Origin of the sequence: Acetobacter pasteurianus (genome assembly GCF_009914215.2) — a bacterium.
Taxonomy (GTDB): Bacteria; Pseudomonadota; Alphaproteobacteria; order Acetobacterales; family Acetobacteraceae; genus Acetobacter; species Acetobacter pasteurianus.
This window is the reverse complement of the sequence record NZ_CP039846.2, coordinates 2,305,484-2,331,207: the sequence shown is the minus strand read 5'-3', so window position 1 is coordinate 2,331,207 and position 25,724 is coordinate 2,305,484. Positions and strand designations below refer to the sequence as shown.

Genomic DNA, 25,724 nt, shown 5'->3' with positions numbered 1-25,724 from the left:
GAGGTACAACACAAACACAAGCAGGATGCCCAGAGTGACAGCGTCTGCACGCGTAAAACCGGCACTCACAAGGAGAAGACAGAAAATCGCCATAGCCGAGGATGAGGCAAGATATCCTCCGCCCACAGCGATTACGGTTCTAGCTGCCACCTGAAATGACGAGGCGCGCATCAGAAGTCCGCCATCACCGCAAAACGAACTGTCCGTGGCGCACTCAGCGAGAGATAATTATACCCACCCGAATTCCAGTACCGTTCATTTGTTACATTATCGACATTAAGAAGGAAGGAAAGCTTTCCGTCTTTCGACGCCGGATTTTTGATCGCATAACGTGCGCCCATGTCGAGCCTTACCCATCCTGGTATACTCCGTCGATGAGCACCGTTTTCGATATATTCAGAATGCGTGTACATAACGTCAGCAGTCACGGACAAACCTTTGACGAAAGGCAGATCGTAATCGAGCCCCATATTGAAATTGACGGGGGATGTGTTGGCCGCACGCTGGCCGTCATTAGCACCACCTTGTGTATGCGTGAGGATCGGGTCCAGTAGCATCACCCCTCCGGTTGCCCGCAGTCCATGCGTGATTTCACCAGCGATATTGAGTTCGAGCCCACGGTTGCGCTGCGTGCCGTTAAGGGACATTGTATTGGTGTTGACATCAGTGACCGTACTGGGTTGAGATATCTGAAAAACATCAAAACTCACAATGAATTTTTTCATATCTGCTTTCACACCAACTTCATACTGGGTCGTTTTGTAAGGTGCAAAAATCTCGCCGGAATTACTATAGCTCGAAGAAACAATCGTTCCCTGCTGCAGTCCCTGAATCCAGTTACCGTAAATTGAAACATTCTTAAGAGGTTTAAAAACAGCAAGTACAGAAGGGCTAATCGCTGTTTTATCATAAACACCGGTTTTTGTTCCTACATGGTCTGAACCAGTATTGGCGCTTTGAACCCGCTGCACACGCAGGCCTGCCGTTACCTGAATCCGCTTATTTAAAGCGGAAATCGTGTCAACGAATGCAAGACTGGATAATGTTGAGTAACTCGTTCTGCCAGCGCTCTTTGGAACGGAGATGTCGTGCCCATATGAAAATGCATCCGCTCCATTATAAATGTTGAGATTATAAGCCGGAATACCTGTATTTGTCCCGAATGCACGGCCAAAATCAAGATGCAGGCGATTGGCAGAAAACGCCAGCTCCTGCGTAACGGGGCCGCTATCGACCTTGCCACGCACACCAACCTCGGCTGTCAGATAACGTCCATGCTGCGCAACACCGACAGGCGTAGCGCCTCGTGAGTTACCTGCCGCATCATTCACAACGACCTGCTGGAAATACGCGCTTCTTAAGGTGTAATCATGAGCGCCCACACTTCCGTAGGCGGTAAAATTGCGAAAAAGATCAACTTCTCCCCGAAAAACACCGAAGAAATCTTCTCCGTGTACATAGGTGCCAGGCAGATTGAAATTTCGTTTTGCACGCTCAGCATTTGGAACCGGAATGCCTGAAGCAAGCTGAAAAAACGGCACCACACCTTCAATGTCGCGATACTGATAACCAAAATCGGTCGAGAGCCGCACACGATGCAGACGAAGATCTACGCCAGCTCCGACCAATGCAGTTTTCATATCATTGTGAGGAATTGCCGTGGGACCAGAGCGGATCATCCCATTTAGACGCACACCGAGTTGCTTTTTTTTGCCGAAGCGCCTGCCGACGTCGGCACGGCCGCCAAACTGAGCATTGGATGTGTAGTCAGCTTCAATTTTCGAAAGGGGTTTATCGTGTGCTCTTTTAGGCACGATGTTGACGACACCTCCGACCGCACCACCTGGCGACATTCCATTGAGCAATGCAGCCGGACCACGAAGAACTTCCACCCGTTCAGCCAGTTCGGACGTAATGCCACCAAAAGGCATCATGCCGTAAAGACCACCGTAAGATATATCGACGTTATCGATATTGAAGCCGCGGATTTGCAGCCTTTCCACCCCCGAACTTCCGGTCGCAAATCCTGCTCGCACGGACGGGTCGTCTTTCAATGCGTCGCGTATACTTCTGATTTGACGTTTCTCGATAAATTCTTCAGTATAGCTTGTCTGATTAAACGGTGTGTCCATGACATCCCGGTTCCCCAGCATTCCAAGTTGTCCCCCACGTGCTACCTCTCCCCCCGGAAGGACCGGCGGAAGATTACCGATCATAGCCGTAGCAGGAACCGCATCACGGATAGTTCCACCAACACGCACTGGACCAAGCATGATTGCAGACGATACTGGAACAATTTTGTAAACATGAAGACCGGTCTGAAGAAACGTAAGTCCTGTACCCTGCAAAAGCCGGGAAAGTGCTTCAGATGATGTAAAAGTCCCCTGGAGGCCACTACTCACCTTGCCTGAAAGCATTGGAGCCTGCGACGTCAGGGGAGCATGAGCCTGCGCACTGAAAGCCACCAGTGCGTCAGAAAGAGAACCATGAGGAATATTAAATGACCTTACAGGCTCGGTCGTTTGGACATTGGGTCCGAGACTGGCACTCTGCGATGCGCTCGAAACTACCGTCTGTGCAAGAGCGCGACCTGATTCCAATGAAGAAAACGCCGTGCTCGTTGCAAGCGCGAGAAGCGCCATAGCCCTGCCGCGGCCCTGAACTCCGTGTAAAGACCACGCAACAGCGAGCAGAGACATGTAAGCTCTTCCCGTCGGATATCTTCCTTGAGAGGCTTTTTTTTCGTAACATTGGCAGACGCTCTTCCCGTTATAAGACGATCTAGCCTGCGCGCCAGAGAACCCTGCTGCCGTAGTATGTGCCATCCTTACCCTGCCGCCCTTTTCATGAATTGCAATTCATTCGCATTCGTGTCTTTCACTTAGACAGATGCGGCGGCGACGCAATTTTTCCCTCTTCCAGTGATTTTTTTCTGATGCCGCCGTTGAATCTCGACAAGCATTTGATTTTAATTGATTTAATAGGAATATTTTTTGGCAAGTGTTACCATTACTTACCTAATCAGCGTGCTTACGACACACTGCTCTTGGCGTAACGCAGCATTTACTTTCTTTTTCATGGAAGCAGCCACGTATCTTCAGTATCTGCTCTAAGTGCTCACAGGCCACCTGATATAGAGCAATGCAGAATAGAATTTTTTATAAAGACATTGTGATCCAGTGGCGGAACGACATCCGAATACCAAGCGCTTCAACGAGCGCTGACAATATCGACCCACGATGTCCAGGACGACACATGCCCTCCGTAGGTATCCACAATCTGACGCAATGCGGCTTCTGGCTGATGCAGGTTGTAGGTTCCAGTAAGCCGCTTATCGGACAATTTGCGATCAGTCAGGATAATCTTGGTGGAGGTCCACGGACGGAGCGCCCCAATCATATCCCCAACGGTCTCATTGCGGGCAACAAGTAACCCGTCTCGCCAGGCACCAATCGTCGCAACAGGCACTACTCCAGAGGCGGAGTCTGCACCAGATACGCGTTCCCATTCCCCAGCACGCAGATCCCGACCGGCAACAGGAGAGCGGCGCGCGATGACACGAACGCTCCCTTCCCGCACGGCAACTACGGTAGCGGCCCCCTCCATTCTGACATCGAAAATTGTCCCGATATCCGTAATCACCGCATTCTCTGTGGTCACACGAAACAGCCTCTTCGGATCGTGATGGACGTTGAACAACGCCTCCCCCTGAAGCAGATGAATACTTCGTTCCGAAGCATTCATCGTGATCGAAATAGCGGCCTGCGGAGCAAGTATAATTTCGCTGCCATCCGCCAGCCTGACATCACGTGTTTCGGCAACTGGCGCATAATGATCAGCCTTGAGACGCACCAACATATCTGGCGCCACAAAAATCATAGCGGCACAAGCAGCCATAAGTGCCAGCCCACATCCGGACAAAAGTCTGCGCCGAAGACCGCGCTCCGGCTTCTGTGGAACGAAAGCAGGCGCTATGGAGGTTGACGTATGCAGGAATGATGGAATTTCAGCCATGACGGAAGCGGTTGTATTCATGTCCGCCCATGCCTGCTTGTGCGCGGGATCGCTCTCAAGCCATTCCTTAAACCGGTTTTTCAGGCCTTCGTCATCCGGATCCTCCCGGAGATAAAGATACCAGCCCGCAGCGGCCTGCGCCGGCGTTTTCCGTTCAGTCATGGCAAGCGAAGCCTCCCGGTGCGCAAAACGACAGCCGCTCTTACCTTACGCATGGAGCAGAAACCGAAGAGCCATCTATTTTCACAGATGTGGCGTGAAAGTATTTTTTCCGTCGAATTCGAAAATACACGTGACGCTACTGCCCTTCCTTGCGGACGCGGTCACAGATCGCCATGCCATCTTCAATGAGGCCATGGACACGCGTCAGGGACAGATCCAGGTGGACGGCGATCTCCCGGAGTTTCAGTCCTTCAAAATGATACATACGGATCGCCTGACGCTGACGCGGGTCTGGCATGGCGGCTATCGCATCCACAATGCGCTTCATAGCTTCACGTGACGCCACGTTTTCTTCCGGCGACACTTGGTCATCAGCTATTTCCGCAGTAACTGCTTCAAAGTCTGAGCCAGCAGTATTTTCAACCCCCTCTTTGCGCACTCGGGTTATCACGAGATTACGAACTATCGTCCGGAGATAGTTCAGAGGGGCGGCGATTGTCTCAACCCGCTGCCGGCTGAACAGTAGCCAGACATCCTGAACAATGTCTTCGGCAACAGTCTTGTCTCCTGAAAGACGTGTTGCATAAGATAAAAGGGTAGCCCGATGAGTCTGATAGAGTTCCAGCGATGTGCGCTTCCCGTCCAACGCGAGGCCCCCCAGAGGCTCCAATCACTTTCGCTAAATGCGGAATTGAGATTACTTCTTAATCCGATGCCATAAGTTGTCCTGTACTGCAACGGGGTTCAAGTGACATAGATACCTTCTGCGGAAAATCCGTCACCTAAAATGGGTATATATTTATCTCGATGACAGCATAATGCAGGTCAATGGATAGTAAATATGGTACCACTTGATCCGATAAGGCTAGATTACAGTTAGCCCTCTGGAAAATTATTGTAAGCAATTCTTGTGCTATTGTAGAACGAAAAGAATACAGACATCTGATCTATTCTGGCAAAGCCTTGATAGCACGCTCGGAAGGAAGTGAGACTGGACGGCGCATGCATTCACGATTTACGTTACTCTTGCGCTTCTGATGCTCTCGGGACGGGCAGTAGTACCTCGACAATCTCACCCAGTTCATCCAGCTGGCCATGCGTCATCACGAAACATCCCGATCTGGCAACGTGCCGGGTCAGTGTCAGGCAGATGCGCTGGGGTTGGACTGGTCAGTGCCAATATCATTCAGGACATCATCGTCCAGCTTGCGCCCCCAGCCCCAGATCTGCCCCGAGAAAATTCGGATCAGGTCTTCCGACAGCCCCATGATCTTAAAATATTCTCAGAACTCAAACCTGTTCCGATATATATTAATTAAGAAAAATTCCGCCATTAAAGACAAAAAATAAATTATATGGTTGATAATTGATGAAAAAAATCACATAATGAACATTGTATTTCTACAATTATATTTCAAAAAAAATAATATTCATAGGTAACAATATAGTATTATATAATAATGATTTCTTTTATGGGCCACCAAACATTTTCCCAACAAAAGTTGTTCCCGCCATAGCGACAATACCCCAAAATATAACACGCAAGGTAGGACGCAAAGGTGCAGCACCACCTGCACGGGCTCCCACAACTCCAAGTAACGCCAAGCTTATGAGTGAGACTGCAGACACAACCCATGATACAATAGATAAAGATGAGAGTAATGCAGCCAGAACCGGAAGTATTGCGCCAGATGAAAATGCCCCAGCCGATGCACAGGCTGCTTGTATTGGTCGTGCAGATGTTGCATCGGAAATACCCAATTCATCACGGGCATGTGCCCCCAATGCGTCATGTTGCATGAGCTGCTGTGCAACCGTGCAGGCCAGAGCATCATCCAGCCCACGCTGGCGATATATATCAGCCAGTTCGCCAACTTCGGTATCCCAACTGCTACCGAGCTCCTGCTTTTCACGAGCAAGATCAGCTTTTTCTGAATCTGCCTGCGAACTGACAGAAACATACTCTCCTGCAGCCATAGACATGGCTCCGGCCACCAGGCTTGATATTCCAGCCAGCAAAATATTTTCCCGACTAGCATGTGCGCTGGCAACACCCATAATAAGGCTGGATGTTGACAGAATACCATCATTCGCGCCCAACACAGCAGCCCGAAGCCATCCCAAACGGGATGTTGCATGAGTTTCTTTCTGGCTGTTCAAGATATTATTTTCCATATTTCATCAAGAACACAATACACCACCAACATGACGCAAACCTGAACGCGTTACTGTCAGGTTTCTTCAGACAGCAATATGATTTCTGGGTTAGGGAAACATAGGGAAACACTTAATCCCCGCGCAGAACCAGTAAGAGGTGATTGTAATTGCAAGCGCGCATCCATCTGCCTGGCAATATTACTGGCGATTGCTAAACCAAGGCCGCTGCCATTGCTGGAACTGCCGCCACGCACAAATGGGCTTGTCAGTTGGGCCAATGTATCCGGGGCCAAGGCAGGACAATCATTAATAACGTCAATACAGCCCTCAGGTTTTACCTCAACCTTTACTGGCATATCGGAAGTGCCATGCAAGAGGGCATTTTCAAGCAGATTGCGCAACAGAATACCGGTTGCGTCCATATCTCCATAAACAAAAATATGTCCAATACCCTTGGCTTTTAAATCAATACTCCGGCCATCACGTGGTAGATGCCCCAGATCATCAACCAGCACATATAATACGGCCAGCAGATCAAAACGATCTCGCCGAAAAGCAACGCCAGAAGATGCACGTGAAAACTGTAGAAGTTTTTCAACCGTTCGGGCCAATCTCTGGGTACGATCTGCTATAATTTCCACCCGCTTATTAGCCGAAGATCCTTCAGGCAGCATACGCCCCAGCATCTGCACCTGCGCAAGAAGGGCCCCAAGTGGGTTACGCAATTCATGCGCTGCACTTGCTGCAAAAGCGCGTTCAGTAGAAAGTGCTGTTTTCAGGCGGGATAGAAGCGTGTTTACGGCATGCTGGATGGAAACCAGTTCAACCGGCAAATCAAGTGATGAAATAGGGCTTAAATTGCCACTGCCACGAGATTGCATTTCATCATGCAAACGGTTCAAAGGTCGCAAGGCACGACGCACGATCAGGCGCACCAGCACCCAAATTACGGGCAGAAAAATCAGTATCGGCAAGACCGCTATGGCCGTAGCACGCCATGTGGCCCCTCGCCGATGCAACGTGGGCTCACCAACAAGCACGCGATAAGCCGTGGCCGTAGGTGCCGCAATATAAACCCTGAACAAAGGGGTATTGGCAAAACCTGTATGAATATCAGACACAAAAGGTTCAACCGGTGCATTTTGAGAACGCAGAACAACATGGCCAGATTGGTCAACAACCTGATACGCGAGTGTTCGTGGCCCCACATCAGGCACCCATGCCACGTTGTCTGACTGGGCTCTATGCGGCTGTATGGTGATGATAGTCTGCAAACGTTCGGATACTTCCTGCAAGGAATTGTCCAGACGTTCTGTGATTTCGTAACGCGTAAAACCAGCAACGGCGATACTGAGGGCAAGAAGGCTCAGCGTGACCACACACAGAACACCACTGACAATCCGGGTCGCAAGGCTCCAGTTTTTCATGCGTCTGCTCTATCGGCCAGGCAATAGCCCCGGCCACGAACAGTTTTGATAACCGTATTGCCAACCTTTTTACGCAGGCGGCTAATAAAAACCTCAACTGTATTGCTGCCAACATCCTGATCCAGCGCATACAAGGCTGTATCAATCTGATGGCGAGAATAAATGCGTCCGGGCCTGCGAGACAGCAGTTCCATAATCGCCCATTCCCGTGCTGTTAACTCAAGTTCCATCTCATTACGCATTACGGAACGATTTTCCCGGTCAATAACAATCTCGCCCATCTGGTAGCAGGCCTGCCTGCGTGGCGCGACATACCGGCGCGCGACTGCCGCAATCCGCGCCACAAGTTCATTCAGGTCATAGGGTTTGACGATGTAATCATCCGCTCCATCGGACAAACCTGCGATCCTGTCACTGATCTGATCTTCTGCCGTTGTGATCAGAATGGCGGTATCAAAGGACGTGCGGCGGATCTCGCGCAGCAGATCGCGCCCATTGCCATCTGGCAGCCCAAGATCCAGCAGCATGAAGTCATAATCCACGGTGGCTACAGCTGCGCGCGCATCTTCCAGAGTCATGAACCAATCCACAGCATGTCCATCCTGCCGCACACGCTCCTGCACGGCTGCCCCAAGATCGTGCTCGTCTTCCACAATGAGGATACGCATCAGTTCTGAACCTCCTCTCGCATGACACGAGCATACAGGGATGGCAGCACCAGCAGAGTGAGCAGTGTGGATGTCACCAGTCCGCCAATCACCACACTGGCCAAAGGTCTTTCCACTTCCGCCCCGGCACTTTCAGAAAACGCCATGGGAAAGAAGCCAAGGCTGGCCACCAACGCCGTAGCCATAACCGGTCTGAAGCGGGCTTTTGCGCCCGCAAAAGCCGCCTGCGCCACGGCCATACCTCGCGCGCGCAATGCGGCTATTTCGCTCACCAGCACAACGCCATTCAGAATAGCCACCCCAAACAGGGCAATAAATCCAATACCTGCTGAAATACTGAAGGGCATTCCACGTAATGTCAGCATAATAATGCCGCCGGTTGCAGCCACAGGCAGATTGATAAAAACCAAGAGTGCGGGCCGGATTGCGCCAAAGGTTACAACCAGCAATGCAAATATCAGACCAAGAGCAACAGGCAGAACAATTTCCAGACGTTGCACAGCTGAGTGCAGGTTACGGAACTGCCCATCCCATTGCATGGTGTAGCCCGATGGCAGATGCACATCATGCGCCACACGCTGCTGCGCTTCAGCCACAAAGGAGGCAAGATCCCGCCCTCGCACATTGGCCTGCACCACCATGCGGCGGCGTACGCCATCACGACTGATACGTGGTGTACCATCAACTTCATGTACATGCGCCACTTGTGAAAGCATGACATTCCCCTGCCCATCCATACGCCGAACAGGCAAAGCAGCAATAGCTGCTGCTGAAGCCACATGGCGGCCGTTCAGGCGCACCTGCGTGCTGATAATGGCATTGCCAACAATAACAGGCCGCGCACCAATATGTCCGCCTATGGCTTCCACCGTATCCAGAATATCCTGTACTGCCACGTTGCGGCTGGCAGCCTGTGCGCGATCAATGTCCACCACAACCAGCGGCACACTGCCATCACCCGCCGCTGCCACATCTGCGGCACCCTTTACACTTGCAATAGCAGCTACAACCTTGTCTCCCAGAGCAGCGAGTGTTGCCAGATCATCACCAAAAATCGAAACCGCAATCTGTGTTCTTACGCCAGAGAGCAGATCATCCATGCGCATCTGCACCGGCTGGCTCCAGGAATACAGCGCATCTGGCAATTCTCGCCGCAGTGTCTCATCCATTGCAGCCACCAGTCCGGCCTGCGTGCGCGCGGTTTTCCATGTTGATGGCGGATTGAGAAGAATGAAGCTGTCAGTCTCATTCACACCCATCGGGTCTGTGGGAATGGCGGATGTGCCTGTATTGCTGACAACCGTTTTGACTTCAGGAAAACCCCGCAGAATCTGTTCCTGTCTTGTCACCGATGCAAGTACAGTCTCCAGAGATGCTGAGGGCAGACGTGTGGTGGTAACAGCCAAAGCCCCTTCATCAAGCTGGGGAATGAACTCCCCACCCAGACGTGTTGCAAGACCTGCCGATAACACTAGAACAACCAGCGTGCCCCCAAACAGAAGCTGCGGATGTGCTTCTCCCCACTCTGTCAGATGTACATATGGAGCACGCAGGCGAGCAATCAGCCATGTATCTCCTTTTGGCCGCACACGTGCCAAAGCCAGAGCCGCAATTACGGGAATACAGATGAAGCAGTAAGCCAGCGAAGCTAGAAGCGCCATGATAACCGTTTGCGCCATAGGCCGGAACATATGCCCTTCAATGCCCTGCAGGGTCAGAATAGGCAGATAGACCATAATAATGACCAGTATGGCGAAGCCCACAGGCCGCATGACCTGCTGAACGGATGAGACAACCAGCGGCATAAACGCGGCTTCCGGCTCCTCCTCCCGCCTTGAAAGAATATGCTCAATAACTACCAATGAGCCATCAACAATCATGCCAAAATCAATTGCGCCAAGGCTAAGCAAATTGGCTGAAATGCCAAAATACCGCATGCCGGCCATGGCGCAGACAAGAGCTACTGGAATAACGGAGGCAATCACCAGAGCGGCCTGCCAGCTTCCCATCACAACCACAAGCACCGCTATCACCAGCACGGCACCCATCAGCAGGTTATCGCGCACGGTCGCGATTGTTTGCCCGGTTAATGTGGCGCGGGTGTAATAGGGCTCCAGCGTAACACCCGTTGGTAAGGATTGCCTTATGCTTGGCAAGGCACGATTGATGGCAGCCAATGTGGCGTTGGAACTTGCGCCACTTTCCATCATCACCACGCCAATTACAATTTCACCCTGCCCATCACGGGTAACAGCGCCAAGGCGTGTGCGTGCGCCAGTTGTAATGTGCCCAAGATCTCGCAAACGTATGATGGAGCCATCGGCATTGGCGCGTACGGCAATGTTGCCAAAATCCGCAAGGCTGCTGATCAACCCACGCCCGACAACACTTTGCTGTTCGGCATGATGGGTGATCCACCCACCGCCTGATGCCGCATTGTTTGCATCCACTGCGCGATAAACCTCACTCACTGAAAGGTTGCTGGCAATCAGCCGGGCAGGATCCAGTGCAACCTCATAGGTTTCTTCCGCGCCACCATTGACGTTTACATCCACAACACCCGGCACAAGCCGCATCTGCGGGACTACCGTCCAGTTCATGATCCGGTTGAGTTCCATAAGTGAGCGCCCTGCTCCCTTGATCTGGAACTGCATGATTTCACCCATGCCCGTTGCAAGCGGCCCCATGCTTACGGTGATACCCGGCACAGATATGGAACCCCGCGCCTGCTGGATGCGCTCATTCACACGCGTGCGGTCAAGATTGATATCCGTGTCATCAGCAAACTGCACATAAACAACCGAAACCCCACCACGGGAAACAGAGCGCAGATCTGTGAGACCGGGAATACCGGTCATACTGGCTTCAACCGGAAAGGTGATCAGTTTTTCCACTTCCTCGGTCGCAAGGCCTGGAGCCACAACGGATACAAGAACCTGTTTTGGGGAAATATCAGGCACAGCCTCCACTGGCAGTTCCAGCACTGCCATCATACCTGCCGCCAATATCAGAGCCAATCCACCCAGCACCAGCATGCGGGCCCGCAGCAAAGCTTCCAGGTATTTACGGGCCATCAGTCTGCGTCCATTCCGGCCAGCCCGATGATTGATTTCAGGGCAAAACTGCCGTGGCTGACCACTGCCTCACCCTCTTTCAAGCCTGAGCTTACAACCGCATGCATGCCATTATCCAAGACCACATCCACCACCACAGGCCGGTAATGCGTTTTATCTATCTGCACAAATACGACGTTATGGACATCAATTTTCTGAATGGCATCTGACGGCACGACCATTCCCGTTACACTGTCACGCTCCGTCAGGCTGGCATCCAGCACCATGCCTGGAACCAACACACCAGTTGGGTTGGAAACACGGCTGATAACACGCACCAACCCTGTTTGCGGGTTGGCCATGCCATCCACTGTATCAATCCGGGATGTGATGGCACCATCGTTGGTCTCTGTGGTCTGTAGGCCTCCAGGTTGAAGACATGCTGCTTGTTCCGGCGTAATATCCGAAACAATCCACACGTCAGACAGATCCGCTACGCTTGCCACGTTTGTAGTTGGCGTTAGGTCTGCGGCGACAGATGTGCCCAGCGTTTGCACCACACCATCAACCGGAGAGATCAGGGTTGATACCTCATCCTGCTGTTTTCGGCTGCTTTGTTCAGAAGATGAATTGAACTCCTCATTAAACCGATGACCCAATGTATCCACATCTGCCTGTCGGGCACGCATGGTTGCATCTGCCTGCGCCAGAATATCCTGCCTGCGGCGCAGCTCTGCCAATGAAAGAGTTTGACCAACCAGTTGTTTTGCGCGCTGCACTGCGGCTGCGGCATCATTTCTACTGGCAATGGCAGCTGTTAACGCGGCACGCATCTGAATGGCTTGAAGCCGTGCACCATGGAGAGAATGATCCTGATAGCGCAACAGGACCTGTCCTTTACGGACCGAAGCACCTGGCTGCACCAAAACGTCCAGCACTTTGCCGCTTCCGGCTGGATGAATATACACAAGCCGCGTGGTATCGGGCATAACCCGGCTGATAACTGGCAGAATGCGAGAAACCTTACCGGATTTGGCAAAGGTCACTGTAATACCTTCATTTTTTATCGCTGCCATATCTAGCGCGACAACCGAAGGGAGTATCTGATCTTCCGCATTGGCGAGAGGTGACATACAAAAACACACAGCGAAATACGCAAGGATGCGTCCTTTCATGGTGTAATCCCCATGGCAATCATCATACGCAGCGTTGCGACATGCCACTCCACCTCTGCTCGAGCGTTGGCAAATTGCGCATTGCAGGCAGCCTGTTCTGCCTGCATGACAGTTTCGAGCGTTGCCTCTCCCACCCGCCAGGCATGCTCTTCTGCCGCTGCACGCTTTTGCATATTTGCCGCGGCTATACGGGTGGTCTGCCGGGCAGCTGTGGCGGCCATCAGCCGAGCCCGCACACGGGATATTTCCAGATGTACCATGCGCCGGGCCTGTATTTCCTGACTATTGGCAGAAGCAAGCCTGTTGCTGGCCTCAGACATAATCGGTGTATTCCGGGCCTCGCTTGGTAGTGGGATGCTGAAGTTGACACCAACCCGGTCATCCCATGGGCTGCCATACTGTTTTTCATGAATCACATCGATACCCAGTTCTGGATTGGGCATAAAAGAGCGGCGGGCAAGCTTCATATTAGCTTGTGCAGCTTCTACATTTTTGTGTGCGGCTTTTACGCGCGGATCATTGTCTTCCATATCACGCGGTTCCACAAACCGCACATGTGCCATATCTGCACCATGAGAAAGATCAACCTCAACTGGCTGGGCAAATAAAACTTCCAGTTCAGCCTGAGAATTTTCCAGATATTCTTGCGCCAATGCCTGTTCATTACGGGCATTTTCCATTTCTGACTGTGCTATCTGGCTTTCCGAAGATGAAGATTCACCCACATGCGCAGAATGAGCAATCAAACTGTTTATCCTGCTTGCATACTCATACAGTTGATGTGCCGCCTTTAAACGTTCCTGAGCAATCTGTGCTTTGGCCGCCCCATCCAATATCCTTATGGAAAGCGACAGGTATTCAACATTTAGCTGCTCATCCAGAGATGCGGCTTCAGCACTTGCAACCTGACGTGTGGCGCTTCCCTGCCCTGGTAACCAGAGCGGTACGGACACCCCTCCCTGATAAGTGGTGTACCCTTCATTACTCCCGATTGCATGATCATCCATATATTCACCGGACAGAGTTGGGCCGCCAGCAAACCATGATCCTGCCGCACTGCTGCGCGCATTTGCAGAATGATGGCCAACCTGCAATTCCGTACGCACAGGATCAACCAACCAGGCCATATTAACGGCTCTATGAAAATCTATTTTTTCTGGCATATTCTGGGCATTTGCGGAAAATATGCAAAATGAAAACGTCACAATACTTAACAGCAGGATTTCACGCATGAGGTTACACGCAGCCTCCTACGGAATAATCGGCTTGTTATGCGTAATTCGGGAGGCAAGGTCATTCCATAGATTGACCGTTGCCAAGTTGATGTCGCCTTTTATGGATGAAGGTGATTGAGTGCGTGAAAAAGACGTCAGGGCCATGCGTTCACCAATCACAAAACGCCCTTGCGAAAATAATGTGACGGAAAGCGATCCCAACCGCCCCTGCCCGGCCGGACGCTTAATAGATACCCGCATATGTGGTGGTGGCACAGCAATGGTATGAAATGCCTGGAGTTCTGTTTCTCCTACAGGACAGGCAACACTCTGCAAGACTGCATGCCGTAAAACAGAATGTGGATAGCCTGCATATGAGCCATCTATATGCAGAAGAATACCTTCTTCCGTTCCCTTACAGATACTTTCTGTTTCGGTATAAGAGACACATCCGCACAGGCTGAGTGTTATCAGAATTGACAATCCGTAACGTATCACCCGTTGCATAACCTGTATCTGGCCTTCCTAATACGATCCACAGCACGCCGTTGTTGCGTTGGCATCTTTGCCCCTATAACGCGCAAAGATGACGTGAACCTGAATGGCCACCAGACAATGATTTCTACGTAGAAAGAAATACCTCGTCAGATCACAGGCCTGACATAGAACATGATGTGTAAAGTTATGCCTCTGAACTACTTCAATCTGGCCAAGAACTGTTCAAAGATGTTTCGTTTTTTATAATAAATCTATCACTCCAGCAGAAACTCCGGCAAACATGCAAACAGATTCAGACATTCCGCTTACGCCTTCATGTCGGACATTTGCGGATGGCTAAAAATTCGCAAAACTGGACATTGGTGAAGTTCCGATCGAACGCCGGTTCACGAAGGAAAAACAGTCTATTGTTTCATTCTTCACGTCGAAGGAAGAAGCCGCATGAGCTATTCACAAAGTGCTTAGGCTCAGGACCCATTGATTTTTGTAGGGAATTTTGATTCAGGCTCTGCAAGGAGACTGAAGATGAGCGACCTGTTTTGGCTGACGGACGATCAGATGGAGCGCCTGCGACCGTTTTTTCCCAAGAGCCACGGCAAACCTCGTGTTGATGACCGCCGCGTGCTGAGCGGCATCATTTTCGTGAACCGCAATGGTCTGCGCTGGCGGGATGCGCCCCGGGAATACGGCCCACACAAGACGCTCTACAACCGTTGGAAACGTTGGGGCGACATGGGCATTTTCATGCGGATGATGGATGGCCTGTCTGCCGAAAAAGCAGAGCCTCAGACCATTATGATTGATGCAACCTATCTCAAAGCACATCGCACGGCTTCAAGCCTGCGGCTAAAAAAGGGGATCCAGGGCGTCTGATCGGACGGACAAAAGGTGGTATGAATACGAAGCTGCATGCGGTCACGGATCAGAACGGACGACCGCTGAGCTTCTTCATGACGGCGGGACAGGTCAGTGATTACACCGGTGCCGCTGCTCTGCTGGACAGCCTTCCTATGGCACAGTGGATGCTGGCGGACCGGGGTTATGATGCTGACTGGTTCCGGGATGCCTTGGAGGAAAAAGGGATCAGGCCCTGTATTCCGGGACGGAGATCCCGCGGAAAGCCAGTCAAATACGACAAGCGAAAATACAAAAGACGCAACCGCATCGAGATTATGTTCGGAAGGCTCAAGGACTGGCGGCGGGTCGCAACCCGCTATGACAGATGCCCCACCGTCTTCTTCTCCGCCATCTGCCTCGCCGCAACCGTCATCTTCTGGCTATGAGTCCTGAGCCTAATGCCTGAATAAATTCTCCCGGCTGAATACCCGAAGGCCCACCCCCAAAATAAGTCCCAACGGTTCCCAGATTATAACCTGATACCGGTAAGGCCATACGGGATCGATCCACATTGTTGATCATTCCCAACCCCGATACAAATATTCCGTCTTTCAGCCGTTTACAGGCTCGGCGACTGGAAGCCGCATTGATATTCCCTCGATCTTCCGGCCATGCACGCACGGCAGCCAAAACCTCTTCTGCCGCCTGACGACTAACGTCCGGTCGTGGTGTGAACAACCAGGCACAGCCAATACCTACGCCGATCACAGCCACAATACGTGGTGAATGACGCACGACTGCAACTAATTTGCGCGCCGCATTTTTCGCAAAATCCGTGTTCATCGTGCAAAATCCACCTGAAAGACCGGTTTCCCATGGTAGAGTTGAAAGACCGTGGCGCGTTCTACCTTGCTGCCAGTTGCAAGCCTGTCTGGAAACCCGACAGTCCGCCGGAAGATTGGCGTATCCATCCAATCTGGTAATTTATTAACCTTGAACGTCACTTTGGCATCGTAAAGTTGATTGCCTGTACGCAAATCGGTTCGTGGCCTAATGTTTGTAATGGTCTGAATTTTCATTCGCATACAGGCTGATGTTGCAATACTCACCATATAAGGAGAAGTAAGAGGAATTGTATAATGACCTGCTTCCGGCAGAGGCGTGTCATATGTTCTGACAGGTAAAATCGGACGCCCCCAAAAGAGATTGTCTTTTACTTTAAGTTCATACTGAAAACGCTCATCATTGCGTCTGGTCGTATATATAACAACTGGTATATGACGAAATGTATTATGATAACTTTCAGGATGATAGTAAGCGCCTCCCGTTGTTCTTGACTGCGGACCAATCGTGCTGGACGTCTGATCCACAGTCATTGTCATGTCATGTCGGACAAGCAATCCACGTCGTTCCAGATCAACGACCAAATCTGACACATTTTGTAATGAGCCAGCATAAAATACAAAGGGATGTGCTGTCGGATCCGTAATATCCGTACGTTCAAACCAAGCAGCCATACTTTCAGGTATCCGAAAATTAATACCTGTATTCGAACCCAACATCAGACACTCACGTGCTCCTTTTGGATATTGCTGCCTCTCTGCTTTCATCAGTTGTGCAGGCAAACTGCTCTCATGCCACCACCACACAGCAGGTAATAACAGCACGCCAGCAGCAGCGACATGGCGACGAGGCGCACGCCTGATAAAGGCAAGAATGCGTTCTGAAAGATTCTGAAATGAAAACCGGGTCATAAGAGGTTTCCTGCATTGTAAGAAATAATTGTATATTCAAAGGAATTTCCAAAAAACTATTTCCGTATCATCCCGATACGATACAGAATCTGTATGGCTTTTCTGGCGATCGCACTTCGATTTTCGTATTGAAGCCGCTCATGAATATAAACGGGATCGCGACGGCGCCTTTTCCCTTTTGCAGTCCAGACACTGCTTTTATTATCGAATGACCAATCCAGTATATTTTCTTTCGCCAGATCAAAAACCGCTACACTCTTATCTTCAAGATACACTTCATATATGGCCCTCTGATCCAGAAAATATTTACGAGGATGCGTGTCTATATACTCTACAACTTTCTTAAAAAATTCTGCTGAAGGCTGTGTACAATAGATCATCGCCGCAAGAACCTTCATGCCCAAAACTTCCTCTCGGTTTTTACCTGTTTTATTATCCAACCGCAGATAGATACCTAGATTCCCTTTATGGATTGACGGAAGTGGTTTTCTGACAAGACTGTCTATATCCATCATATAGACAGGCCTGTCATTATTCCTCAAAATCTTATTTATATAAAAGAACCTTAAAGACTGGTAAAAAACAATACGTTCTTTTCTATTGCTTATTTTTGCACACGCACGAGGATCCGCCACAGCTTCGATTGTCAATGTATTTATCGACGTATCAAATTTTCTGGCAAAGATATCCAGATATTCTTGCAGTAATTTCTTACGCTCTTCCAGCTTCTCTCCAGGCTCTGGTGACACAATGATATGCACATCATGATGCACCTGAAAGGCCGATTTGATAAACGCATATGCATGCGTCTGGAAATATTTTTTATCGCACGCGGCATAAATCAGAGGATTTTCTTTCATTCTGGGTATCTTTCGATCTGGAACCAATACAGAAGAAAAAGTTTCTCCAAACAATTCAGAAGAATTGTAAACTTTTCTTGATATAATCAATATTTTTTAAGTATTTCTCTAAAAAGAAATACGATGCACATTCAGAAAACACGCCTAAAAAACACAGAATGTGCCGGAGTTTTGGTGCGATGCCTTTTGAACGGCACAAACCCGTTCTGATCGAACAGCATCGCGAGATTGGTTTCATTGAACCATTGAAGATGCTCGGGCGGGCAGATGTCAGACCATGTCGCCAGATCAGAAGGCGTTGCACGATGGCCCGCATCGGGAGCCGACAGGTAGACAAGAGCATTTGGGCGCGTAATCGCCCGAAGTGTTGTCATAAAGTCATCGGGACTGCGAAGATGCTCAAGCAATTCGGAGGAGAATACAAAATCAAAGCAACGTTTTCTTTTGGAAAAAGACAAAATATCTTCTGCAAAAAACGTCTGATTTGGAAAATGTCTTTTGGCAAATGCAATACTGTTGTGACTGAGATCTACACCGGTTCCACTGCGCGCAAAACGACATAGAGCCGCCAGCATATGCCCCCCACCGCATCCAAGATCCACCACATCGCGGTTGTAGAGATAGGGTATGAACGCCAGACTGCGCCAGAAGGCTCGCCACCGACGTGACCTGTCTTTGGGATAAAAGTTTGCATGCGCACCGCGATAGGTTGAGGCATAATATGCCGCAATAACCTGAGATGTCGGCATCGGATTTACAAACAGAAAATCACAGTTTGAACATTGGACAATCCTGTACGTATCCTTTTCCATCCGCGGAAAACACGCAAACTGGCAAATTGGACAACTGATAACAGGATGCTCTGAAACAGTGCGCATCACTGGAGCCCGGCCCCTTCTCGCTTTTCATCTTGTTTCGCGCATCAGGCAATCAGGACATATGCCTGTTGCCTGCCTGCAAGAAAGAATAGTCCCAAAGGGAATCTCTTCTTTTATTCTTCAATGGATTTGAGAAATTTGTATTGATGATGGGCGGCATCCCATATCCAGATAGGCTGACTCATCCCCGGAACACCAAATGAAAGATCACGCACTCCGTCATGACGGCTGGACAATACAAGGATTGCGCCGACACTTTCACTGTACACAACCCTGTTTGCTCCATCGAGAATGGTCAATTGACCACCCGCTGCGCCCCAACAGCCTGAATCCGGGTCGTACACCACTTTTGCATCATGCAGCGTACCTCCCAGATCAAGCATGCGAAGACGTGGATCCGTCCGCGTCCCGCAACTATTCTGATAACCACGAGCCGTTTTCTTCAGATCCGGTATATGCTTGAGAATAGCCTCGTCACCTGCAGACGCAGGAGGTAGATCCTCTCCCATATAACTCTCACTATGTGTCACTTCCTGAGCATAATTCTGTGCCTGCACAGGCGTAACTGTCGCGCTGATGGCGCAAAACCCCGTCATGAGGCCAAAGACCACATGTTTCATGTTTTCCATTCCCTAAATCAGTCAGATATTACTCTGCGGATCACACTCCGCTGGCAGACTGAGCGCTATCTCTATTCAATCCCGTAAAGTCTGCGCCGGGCTGCATCCGCATCACATTTTTTACGCTCTTCCCGAACGGCACCCCAAAACCCGAGCCCCAGTAGAAATGCTACGAAAGGATGCCACCACAATCCGATGGCGACACCACATCCAACCTGCCCAACAATGCTGGCATACTGGGTATTTCTGTAATCATCCTTATGTTTCTTTTCGATCCCGCCAAACTCGGCGGCATAAGCTGCATATCGCTCTGCCTGCCTGTCGTGAGGCGGTTCATTGGTGCGCCATTCCTCAGCCATGAAACACCTCATGAACAAGTGCAGCTACAACAAGCATCAGGGTCACCGGAAGCATGATGTCGGTTGCACAAGTCAGAGCCACAAATCCCAGAACCAGAACAGCGGCCACAACACCGAAAAAGGTCAGAATGAATGTCATGCTTTCATCCTCTCCAACCTGACTTACAAATGACCAATATCGCGGCAAAGTACCAACAGATGCGACAGGCGCTGGTGCAATACCCCACCCAAAACGATCAGGCCCTCCAAAAGACGTGCACCATCGCTTCCACTGCGCAGATCATCCAACCGGCTGCGCAGCAAGTCGTGCTCCAGTTCCACAAGCCGAAATACATCGTGCAGACCCGCATGCAGTTCCTCCAGACGATGATCCGGCAATGAGTCATCTGACGCAGACATGATAATCCCTTCGACAAAACATAGCTTTCATGCGAAGATCACCGATCAAACAACGACGGCCCGCACATCACTGATGATTTGTACGATAAACGCACTATACGAACAAGTGGCTTTCTGCATATTTTTGGAGCTCCCTTCCTATTGGAGTTCCAATGCCCCGACATCGACACCGAAAGCGTCCTCTGATGGATAACCAGATTCAACTCATGCGCGAGCGCGGTGAACGGCTGCGTCAGGCTGCTCGCACTATAGGAATTACCCACGCAGCAAAGGCCGCCGGCGTGCCCTATACAACTTTGCGTGATTACATGAACGGCGGAGAAATGAAGTTCTCGTCCGTTGCAGCTCTTGCGCATGTCTGTGGCGTTTCTCTGGACTGGCTGGCCTACGGCGTTGGAACTCCCCCCGCATCATCCAGCCCCTTTGGCTCCGACGCCCCGGCACGCGGTGGACATCAGGCCGTTATTCCCTGGCTGGATAACCGTGATGAAGGGCTGCGGATCAGCAGAACATGGCTGGAAAAGACATTCCAGCAGGATGGCACATCTCTCCGGCTTTTGACTGTTACAGGAGATGCCATGTCCCCAACACTGCGCGAAGATGATTTACTCATTGTCGACACCTCCCACCAACATGTTCAGGGTGGAGGCCTCTATGCTCTGGCAATTGAAGACGCAATCCTGATCCGGCGCCTGGAGCGCCGTTTGGGCGGGGGGCTGCGTGCGCTGGCAGATAATGAACGCTACCCCGCTCAGGAACTGAGTGCGGAAGAGGCTTCGCAGATCAATGTCATTGGCGAAATTGTCTGGAGCGGAGGCAGTCCACGCGGATAGACCCTTACACGAAAGATACGCATATTCAATTTTATGGGCGGTTTTCCGCTTTTTATTAAATTATTTATACCGTATGAATTTTTGAGACACATCACCCGTTCAATCGGGCCGTTGTCTCAGGAGGCATGGATCTACGTACTTTCCGTCTTTCCGCCGCCACTCCCAAGAAGGTTATGGTTTTCGGTTTCACTGATATGCCCATGACCTTTCCATCTGCAGCACCTCGCCGAGCCAGTCCGGCAACCGCCAGCCCCGTTCGGTGCGTATCCCATGACATTGCGTCAGCATCTGGGGCACGTTCTGACATGTAAAGAATGCGGGGTATTGGTCGCCGCTGCGATGCCTGACATATTCTACTCTCAGGATCGCGATCCCCGATTGACACGACACTCTTTGGCTATCGCATACGTCTATACCCACGGGATACCCAACACTCGTGCCATCATGAGAAAATCAGAAACCAAAGTCCAATTTCCGCCGCTAGTCGATCGGAAGGACATCCTCTTCCCTTACGCTGAAACAGATTGTTCAGAACGTGGAATTACGCGCCGTCACCCTTATGAAACTGGATGTCGGCACAAAAGACTACAGGATTCTGGAAGCATTTTTATGCACGAATTCCCCTCACCTCTACCCTCACTGCATTCTCATGGAACGTCCAAAAGAGAAAAGATACTGACTGGCACTCGAAATACTTCTGATCGCCAGTGATGTGCATGCACTGTAACCGGCCGCTCTGGGCCGCCTTGATTATGCGGCCTGCCTGTGCAGTGTATTCACGGGTTTCCAGTTCCATGGCAACAGTTCGTGGAGCCGGTTGATCTTGTGCTCGTTGATACGGGCCAGGACGTCGGCGAGGTAATCGTGCGGATTAAGCCGGGAGAGTTTTGCGCTTTCGATAAGCGTCATGGCATCAGCGATGTTGTCGCCCCCGGTGTCGGATCCGGCAAAGAGATAATTTTTTCGCCCCACGCATACGGGCCGTATGGCCCGTTCGGCAGGATTGTTGTCGATGGCGACACGACCATCTTCGAGGAACAGGGTAAAGGCCTTCCACCGGTTGAGCGCATAACGGATCGCTTTTGCCAGTTCCCCCTTTCCAGGGATACGGGCAAGCTGTGTTTCGCACCATGCGTGGAATGCTGTGACACGGGGGCGGCTTTGTTCCTGTCGGACAGCCAGACGATACGGGGCCGGGTGTCCGGTGATCTGGCGCTCGATATCGTAGAGCTCTCCGATCTGTTCAAGTGCTTCCCTTGCGATTGTCGAATCACTGCCCTTCCAGACATCATGGAAGGCCCGGCGGAGATGAGCCCAGCAGGCCGCTTCGCGCACATGCACGGTTCCCGTTGCATCGGGTTTATACAGATCCCTGAACCCCGCGTAGGCGTCAGCCTGCAGAATGCCCCGGAACTGTGCCAGATGGGTCTGGGGATTGATCCCCTTGCGATCGGGAGAGAACCAGTAGGCCACGGCGGGCGGATCACTCCCGCCCCAGGGGCGGGGATCGCGCAGATAGGTCCAGATCCGCCCTTCCTTCACACCACGTGGTTTCCCAGCCTGACGCAGGCGAGGATCAAGAACCTGGATGGGTGTATCATCGGCATGCAGCAGGTCTGCCTTTACGACATCCTGACGGATCAGATCTGTGAGAGGACGCAGAACGGCAACGGCCTGACCACACCAGTCGATCAGGGTTGAACGGGGAATGTCCACACCCTGACGGGAAAAGATCTCATTCTGACGATAAAGCGGAATGTGATCATCGAATTTTGAGACCAGGATATGGGCCAGCAGCCCGGGGCCAGCCATGCCCCGTGGGACAGGGCGCGACGGTGCTTCAGGCTGTACCATTGTTTCGCAATGACGGCAGGATTTCTTCAGCCGTGCCGTTTCGACAACTTTCAGTTTTGCCGCAATAAAGTCCAGTATTTCGGTGACATCTTCGCCAACGAGGCGTAGGGGACCGCCACAGGCGGGACAGGCCTCGCCCGGGTCGAGAACAATACGCTCCCGTGGTGTCGTGTCGGAAACCTTTGGTTTGCCGCGCCGTCTGGGGGAAGAGACCACACCATCGCTGTCATCGTGCTCCCTGATGTCAGGAGAAGGATCGGCTGCCGCGATGGCGATTTTCACATCTTCAAGAAGCAGTTCGAGCTGTTCAATCTCACGGTCTATCTTTTCTGAACTGGCCCCGAATTTCTGTTTCTGAAGACGCGCGATCCGGATTTTGAGAGACTGGACAAGAGCTTCATACGCACGGGCTGAAGCGGAAAGCCGAGCCACTTCGGTCTGCAGGGAAACAATCATTTCCCTCAGGATATCCGGATCATCAGGCAGGACCGCGGGCGCATGCGTCATTATGAAAAAATAGCAGAAAACCCAATAAAAGACAAAAGGTTCTGCACGATCACGCCATAAAAATCAGGCCACGCGAGACGGTGGCGCAGACCAGGAAGGTCGTCTCCACTCCATGCCTTCCCACAGCATGGCCATCTGTGCGGCTGTCAGGCGTGCAACGCCCTCTGCCGGCGAGGGCCATGGAAAACGTCCCTTCTCAAGAACCTTGTAATAAAGACAGAACCCCTGACCGTCCCACATCAGAAGCTTGATCCTGTCCCCACGGCGACCACGAAAGGCAAAGAGCGCCCCTGATGTCGGGTTCTGACGCAGCACGTCCTGTGCCAGTGCAGCCAGACCCGATATCCCCTTGCGCATATCCGTAACCCCGCAGGCCAGATAGACGCGCACACCGTTGCCCACGCCAATCATGCTGTCTCGGCAATCCGGATGATCTTCGCCAGAAACTCTTCTGCAGGATGTCCACTCACCCTGATACTGCGGCCATTACGCAGCATAATGGCCAGCCCTTCATTATCATCGCCAGAGACCAGAGCAGGTGTCTTCACTGCAGCGACAGGAACAAACGCCACAGACTGATCCGGGGAAGACAGTCTTTGGCGGAAAGACGTCCGCCATTGGTAAAGATGTTGACGGGTCAGGTCATGCCGACGGGCCACATCCGATACACTTGCCCCGTCCACACCAACTTCAGCCAGTATCGCAAGCTTGCGTTCATCCGACCAGCGGCGACGGCGTTCAACGCCAATCAGGATTTCTTGAGCCATAGCTACCTCCCAAACAACGTCAATAACGACGTCGTTAACGACGGTAACTTACCAGGCACAATCCTCACTCATAAGGCGGTCTCAAGCGGCCGCTTACCATGCACTCACGAGGTGCACACGTACCAAACTATCGTTTTCTCGCAAAAGAATACGTCTACCTCTGCAAACTTTTCTAAAAGATTATCATATTTTCTAGTCGGAAAAGCCTTCTGCCTGAAAGCAGGCAAAAGGCCGATATAATGCGTTAATCCTCCAGTGACGCATCCAGCACCTCACTGGAGGCAAACTACTCAAGTCATACCCCTAAGAGAACTCATTGAAAGACAATTACTGGATATTCGTATTCAGAAATTACCAAATCATAACAGTTATCAATGCTAATGGTAATTTAATTGTTTTTTATGCTTCTCTTGTAGTTCTGACTGTTTTTTCAGAAACCCCAACAAAACAGACCATGCCTCTTCAATTTTATTATAATCTATATAAGGCACCACTGATAATGGAGGTCTACAATCATTACCCAAACATTCCTTTAATCTGGACGGCCTGACAATTCTATTTTCAATATAACTGTCACATCTTGTTTTTCCTGCAAGAACAACGAGAGGAAGAATATTCTTTTCTTCCAAACCCGTTACTGATCTTACAGCATCAGCATGCATCTGATTCTGTTGGAGAGGACTATAAAATTTATATCTTTGCTTTGATTCTGGACCATCTGGTTGCCGAACCCAACTATAGACATCTTTTGGATCATGAGAAATATATCCACTATAGTATTTTGTTTCTATAATAAATATTCCCCATGGAACTTTCACGACATGATCAATCTGCGTCACTTTTTTGCCTGTAGGGGAATTATATTCTATATATATATTATTTAATATACCCCTGTTGTTTCTTACCTCTTTTATATATTTATTAACAATACATTCTCCTGCAAACCCTTTCCTTTCAGCATACGATTTCTCAGGAGCAGACAAGTCCTCCTCAAAAGATTGCTCATCCTCAACATCTATTATCTCAGGCGTAGGTGTCCTGCCATGAAAGACAGTGCTCTGGGCTATTGACGGTCTGAATTCATATTTGGAAGCAGGCCTTTGGTATGTTGATGATTCAAATGTATAAGAATTATCTCCTTCAGATGACTTTTCCTTTGAAGAATCCTGTTTCTGATCCGATACTTTTTCGGTATCTCTACTGGCGGCCTCAATTGCAACGGCTACCAAAACAGCCAATGCTAGACAAATTATCCAGTGCGCCAAAATAAAATAGAAAATAATTATTGATACTTTAAATAATATATATATTGCCACTATGGCAAGAAAAAATCTTAACATCGCTTTCTCCATAACTTACGGAAAATAAAAAATATTCTATATTTTTCAATACAATTTCCGCGAATTTCGTCACCTCAATTAAAAATAGAATTAATTATAATATAGCTTGAGGGCCGTGACATTATGCATTTTTCTCAAAATTTCAACGACCATGATCTTGTGGTTCACTTACCTCAAACATATGTGATTTTAGAAACCCTATAAATATTTTACTCTTTCCATGTGTTCTTTACATTATGTGTCTATCCTCATCAAAAATCATTTGTCACCATAAATTTCTGGGCTATTTTCTAGAAAAATATTCTAATTTCGAAACCTTAATTGATAATTGAATTGCACTACATTGCT

25 protein-coding genes are annotated in these 25,724 nt (G+C 50.3%); 2 read left to right on the top strand and 23 right to left on the bottom strand.

Annotated features, from left to right (window positions below; translation table 11 throughout):
- Window positions 1–170: 170 nt before the first annotated feature.
- The 11 genes from FCN51_RS24380 to FCN51_RS24330 form a co-directional block, all read right to left on the bottom strand.
- Entirely contained in the window at window positions 171–2,699 is a 2,529-nt protein-coding gene (locus FCN51_RS24380) for a TonB-dependent receptor (protein ID WP_236661287.1), read from the bottom strand.
- A 511-nt stretch (window positions 2,700–3,210) separates the two neighbouring features.
- Window positions 3,211–4,176, bottom strand: coding sequence for a FecR family protein (locus FCN51_RS24375; protein ID WP_160257080.1), 966 nt, complete (start codon window positions 4,174–4,176; stop codon window positions 3,211–3,213).
- A gap of 136 nt (window positions 4,177–4,312) precedes the next feature.
- Window positions 4,313–4,822, bottom strand: coding sequence for an RNA polymerase sigma factor (locus tag FCN51_RS24370; protein ID WP_236661286.1), 510 nt, complete (start codon window positions 4,820–4,822; stop codon window positions 4,313–4,315).
- Window positions 4,823–5,318: 496 nt separating this feature from the next.
- Window positions 5,319–5,444, bottom strand: a complete 126-nt coding sequence (locus tag FCN51_RS24365; RefSeq protein ID WP_003626145.1) for a hypothetical protein — start codon at window positions 5,442–5,444, stop codon at window positions 5,319–5,321.
- A gap of 202 nt (window positions 5,445–5,646) precedes the next feature.
- Window positions 5,647–6,351 (bottom strand): VIT1/CCC1 transporter family protein, encoded by a 705-nt coding sequence (locus tag FCN51_RS24360; RefSeq protein WP_160257079.1) that lies wholly within the window; start codon window positions 6,349–6,351, stop codon window positions 5,647–5,649.
- A gap of 56 nt (window positions 6,352–6,407) precedes the next feature.
- Window positions 6,408–7,760: a sensor histidine kinase gene (locus FCN51_RS24355; protein WP_006115456.1), complete on the bottom strand. Its 1,353-nt coding sequence runs from the start codon at window positions 7,758–7,760 to the stop codon at window positions 6,408–6,410.
- The gene (locus tag FCN51_RS24350; protein ID WP_160257078.1) at window positions 7,757–8,428 is read right to left on the bottom strand and encodes a response regulator transcription factor; all 672 of its coding nucleotides are present in this window, start codon (window positions 8,426–8,428) and stop codon (window positions 7,757–7,759) included. Before FCN51_RS24350 ends, FCN51_RS24355 begins: the two co-directional genes overlap by 4 nt.
- Window positions 8,428–11,502 (bottom strand): efflux RND transporter permease subunit, encoded by a 3,075-nt coding sequence (locus tag FCN51_RS24345; RefSeq protein WP_160257077.1) that lies wholly within the window; start codon window positions 11,500–11,502, stop codon window positions 8,428–8,430. The genes FCN51_RS24350 and FCN51_RS24345 overlap by 1 nt, the downstream gene beginning before the upstream one ends.
- Window positions 11,502–12,656, bottom strand: coding sequence for an efflux RND transporter periplasmic adaptor subunit (locus tag FCN51_RS24340; RefSeq protein WP_039891523.1), 1,155 nt, complete (start codon window positions 12,654–12,656; stop codon window positions 11,502–11,504). Before FCN51_RS24340 ends, FCN51_RS24345 begins: the two co-directional genes overlap by 1 nt.
- Window positions 12,653–13,888, bottom strand: coding sequence for a TolC family protein (locus FCN51_RS24335; protein WP_160257076.1), 1,236 nt, complete (start codon window positions 13,886–13,888; stop codon window positions 12,653–12,655). Before FCN51_RS24335 ends, FCN51_RS24340 begins: the two co-directional genes overlap by 4 nt.
- 18 nt (window positions 13,889–13,906) lie before the next feature.
- Complete coding sequence (locus FCN51_RS24330) at window positions 13,907–14,377, bottom strand: hypothetical protein (protein WP_004449954.1); 471 nt, start codon at window positions 14,375–14,377, stop codon at window positions 13,907–13,909.
- Window positions 14,378–14,893: 516 nt separating this feature from the next.
- Between FCN51_RS24330 and FCN51_RS24325 the strand changes: the two genes are divergently transcribed.
- A protein-coding gene (locus tag FCN51_RS24325) for an IS5 family transposase (RefSeq protein WP_148425110.1) occupies window positions 14,894–15,651 on the top strand; the annotation gives its coding sequence in 2 pieces (ribosomal slippage) (window positions 14,894–15,215 and window positions 15,215–15,651; 759 coding nt in all).
- Here the strand turns inward: FCN51_RS24325 and FCN51_RS24320 are convergent.
- The 8 genes from FCN51_RS24320 to FCN51_RS24285 form a co-directional block, all read right to left on the bottom strand.
- Window positions 15,635–16,048 carry a hypothetical protein gene (locus FCN51_RS24320; RefSeq protein ID WP_160257075.1) on the bottom strand — a complete coding sequence of 138 codons (414 nt, stop codon included), beginning with the start codon at window positions 16,046–16,048 and terminating at the stop codon, window positions 15,635–15,637. The two genes, FCN51_RS24325 and FCN51_RS24320, sit on opposite strands and share 17 nt — an antisense overlap.
- On the bottom strand, window positions 16,045–16,959 hold the full coding sequence (locus tag FCN51_RS24315; RefSeq protein WP_160257074.1) for a hypothetical protein: 915 nt from the start codon (window positions 16,957–16,959) through the stop codon (window positions 16,045–16,047). Before FCN51_RS24315 ends, FCN51_RS24320 begins: the two co-directional genes overlap by 4 nt.
- A gap of 56 nt (window positions 16,960–17,015) precedes the next feature.
- Window positions 17,016–17,819 carry a hypothetical protein gene (locus tag FCN51_RS24310; RefSeq protein WP_160257073.1) on the bottom strand — a complete coding sequence of 268 codons (804 nt, stop codon included), beginning with the start codon at window positions 17,817–17,819 and terminating at the stop codon, window positions 17,016–17,018.
- A 131-nt stretch (window positions 17,820–17,950) separates the two neighbouring features.
- Window positions 17,951–18,697, bottom strand: a complete 747-nt coding sequence (locus FCN51_RS24305; RefSeq protein ID WP_081273866.1) for a class I SAM-dependent methyltransferase — start codon at window positions 18,695–18,697, stop codon at window positions 17,951–17,953.
- Window positions 18,698–18,810: 113 nt separating this feature from the next.
- Window positions 18,811–19,317, bottom strand: coding sequence for a hypothetical protein (locus tag FCN51_RS24300; protein WP_160257072.1), 507 nt, complete (start codon window positions 19,315–19,317; stop codon window positions 18,811–18,813).
- Window positions 19,318–19,388: 71 nt separating this feature from the next.
- Window positions 19,389–19,676, bottom strand: a complete 288-nt coding sequence (locus FCN51_RS24295) for a hypothetical protein (RefSeq protein WP_003627043.1) — start codon at window positions 19,674–19,676, stop codon at window positions 19,389–19,391.
- Complete coding sequence (locus FCN51_RS24290; RefSeq protein WP_160257071.1) at window positions 19,669–19,815, bottom strand: hypothetical protein; 147 nt, start codon at window positions 19,813–19,815, stop codon at window positions 19,669–19,671. The genes FCN51_RS24295 and FCN51_RS24290 overlap by 8 nt, the downstream gene beginning before the upstream one ends.
- 23 nt (window positions 19,816–19,838) lie before the next feature.
- Window positions 19,839–20,075, bottom strand: a complete 237-nt coding sequence (locus FCN51_RS24285; RefSeq protein ID WP_050920488.1) for a hypothetical protein — start codon at window positions 20,073–20,075, stop codon at window positions 19,839–19,841.
- A 185-nt stretch (window positions 20,076–20,260) separates the two neighbouring features.
- On the opposite strand from FCN51_RS24285, the gene FCN51_RS24280 reads away from it, so the two are divergent.
- Entirely contained in the window at window positions 20,261–20,908 is a 648-nt protein-coding gene (locus FCN51_RS24280; protein WP_201762576.1) for a LexA family transcriptional regulator, read from the top strand.
- Window positions 20,909–21,658: 750 nt separating this feature from the next.
- Here FCN51_RS24280 and tnpC read toward each other — a convergent pair.
- The 4 genes from tnpC to FCN51_RS24260 form a co-directional block, all read right to left on the bottom strand.
- The gene (gene tnpC / locus FCN51_RS24275) at window positions 21,659–23,269 is read right to left on the bottom strand and encodes an IS66 family transposase (protein ID WP_006115450.1); all 1,611 of its coding nucleotides are present in this window, start codon (window positions 23,267–23,269) and stop codon (window positions 21,659–21,661) included.
- 63 nt (window positions 23,270–23,332) lie between these two features.
- A complete protein-coding gene (gene tnpB, locus FCN51_RS24270; protein ID WP_012812355.1) occupies window positions 23,333–23,680 on the bottom strand; it encodes an IS66 family insertion sequence element accessory protein TnpB in 348 nt (115 codons plus the stop codon).
- The gene (gene tnpA, locus FCN51_RS24265) at window positions 23,677–24,036 is read right to left on the bottom strand and encodes an IS66-like element accessory protein TnpA (protein ID WP_012812356.1); all 360 of its coding nucleotides are present in this window, start codon (window positions 24,034–24,036) and stop codon (window positions 23,677–23,679) included. The genes tnpB and tnpA overlap by 4 nt, the downstream gene beginning before the upstream one ends.
- Before the next feature lie 377 nt (window positions 24,037–24,413).
- Window positions 24,414–25,376 (bottom strand): nuclease-related domain-containing protein, encoded by a 963-nt coding sequence (locus FCN51_RS24260; protein WP_236661285.1) that lies wholly within the window; start codon window positions 25,374–25,376, stop codon window positions 24,414–24,416.
- Window positions 25,377–25,724: the final 348 nt, after the last annotated feature.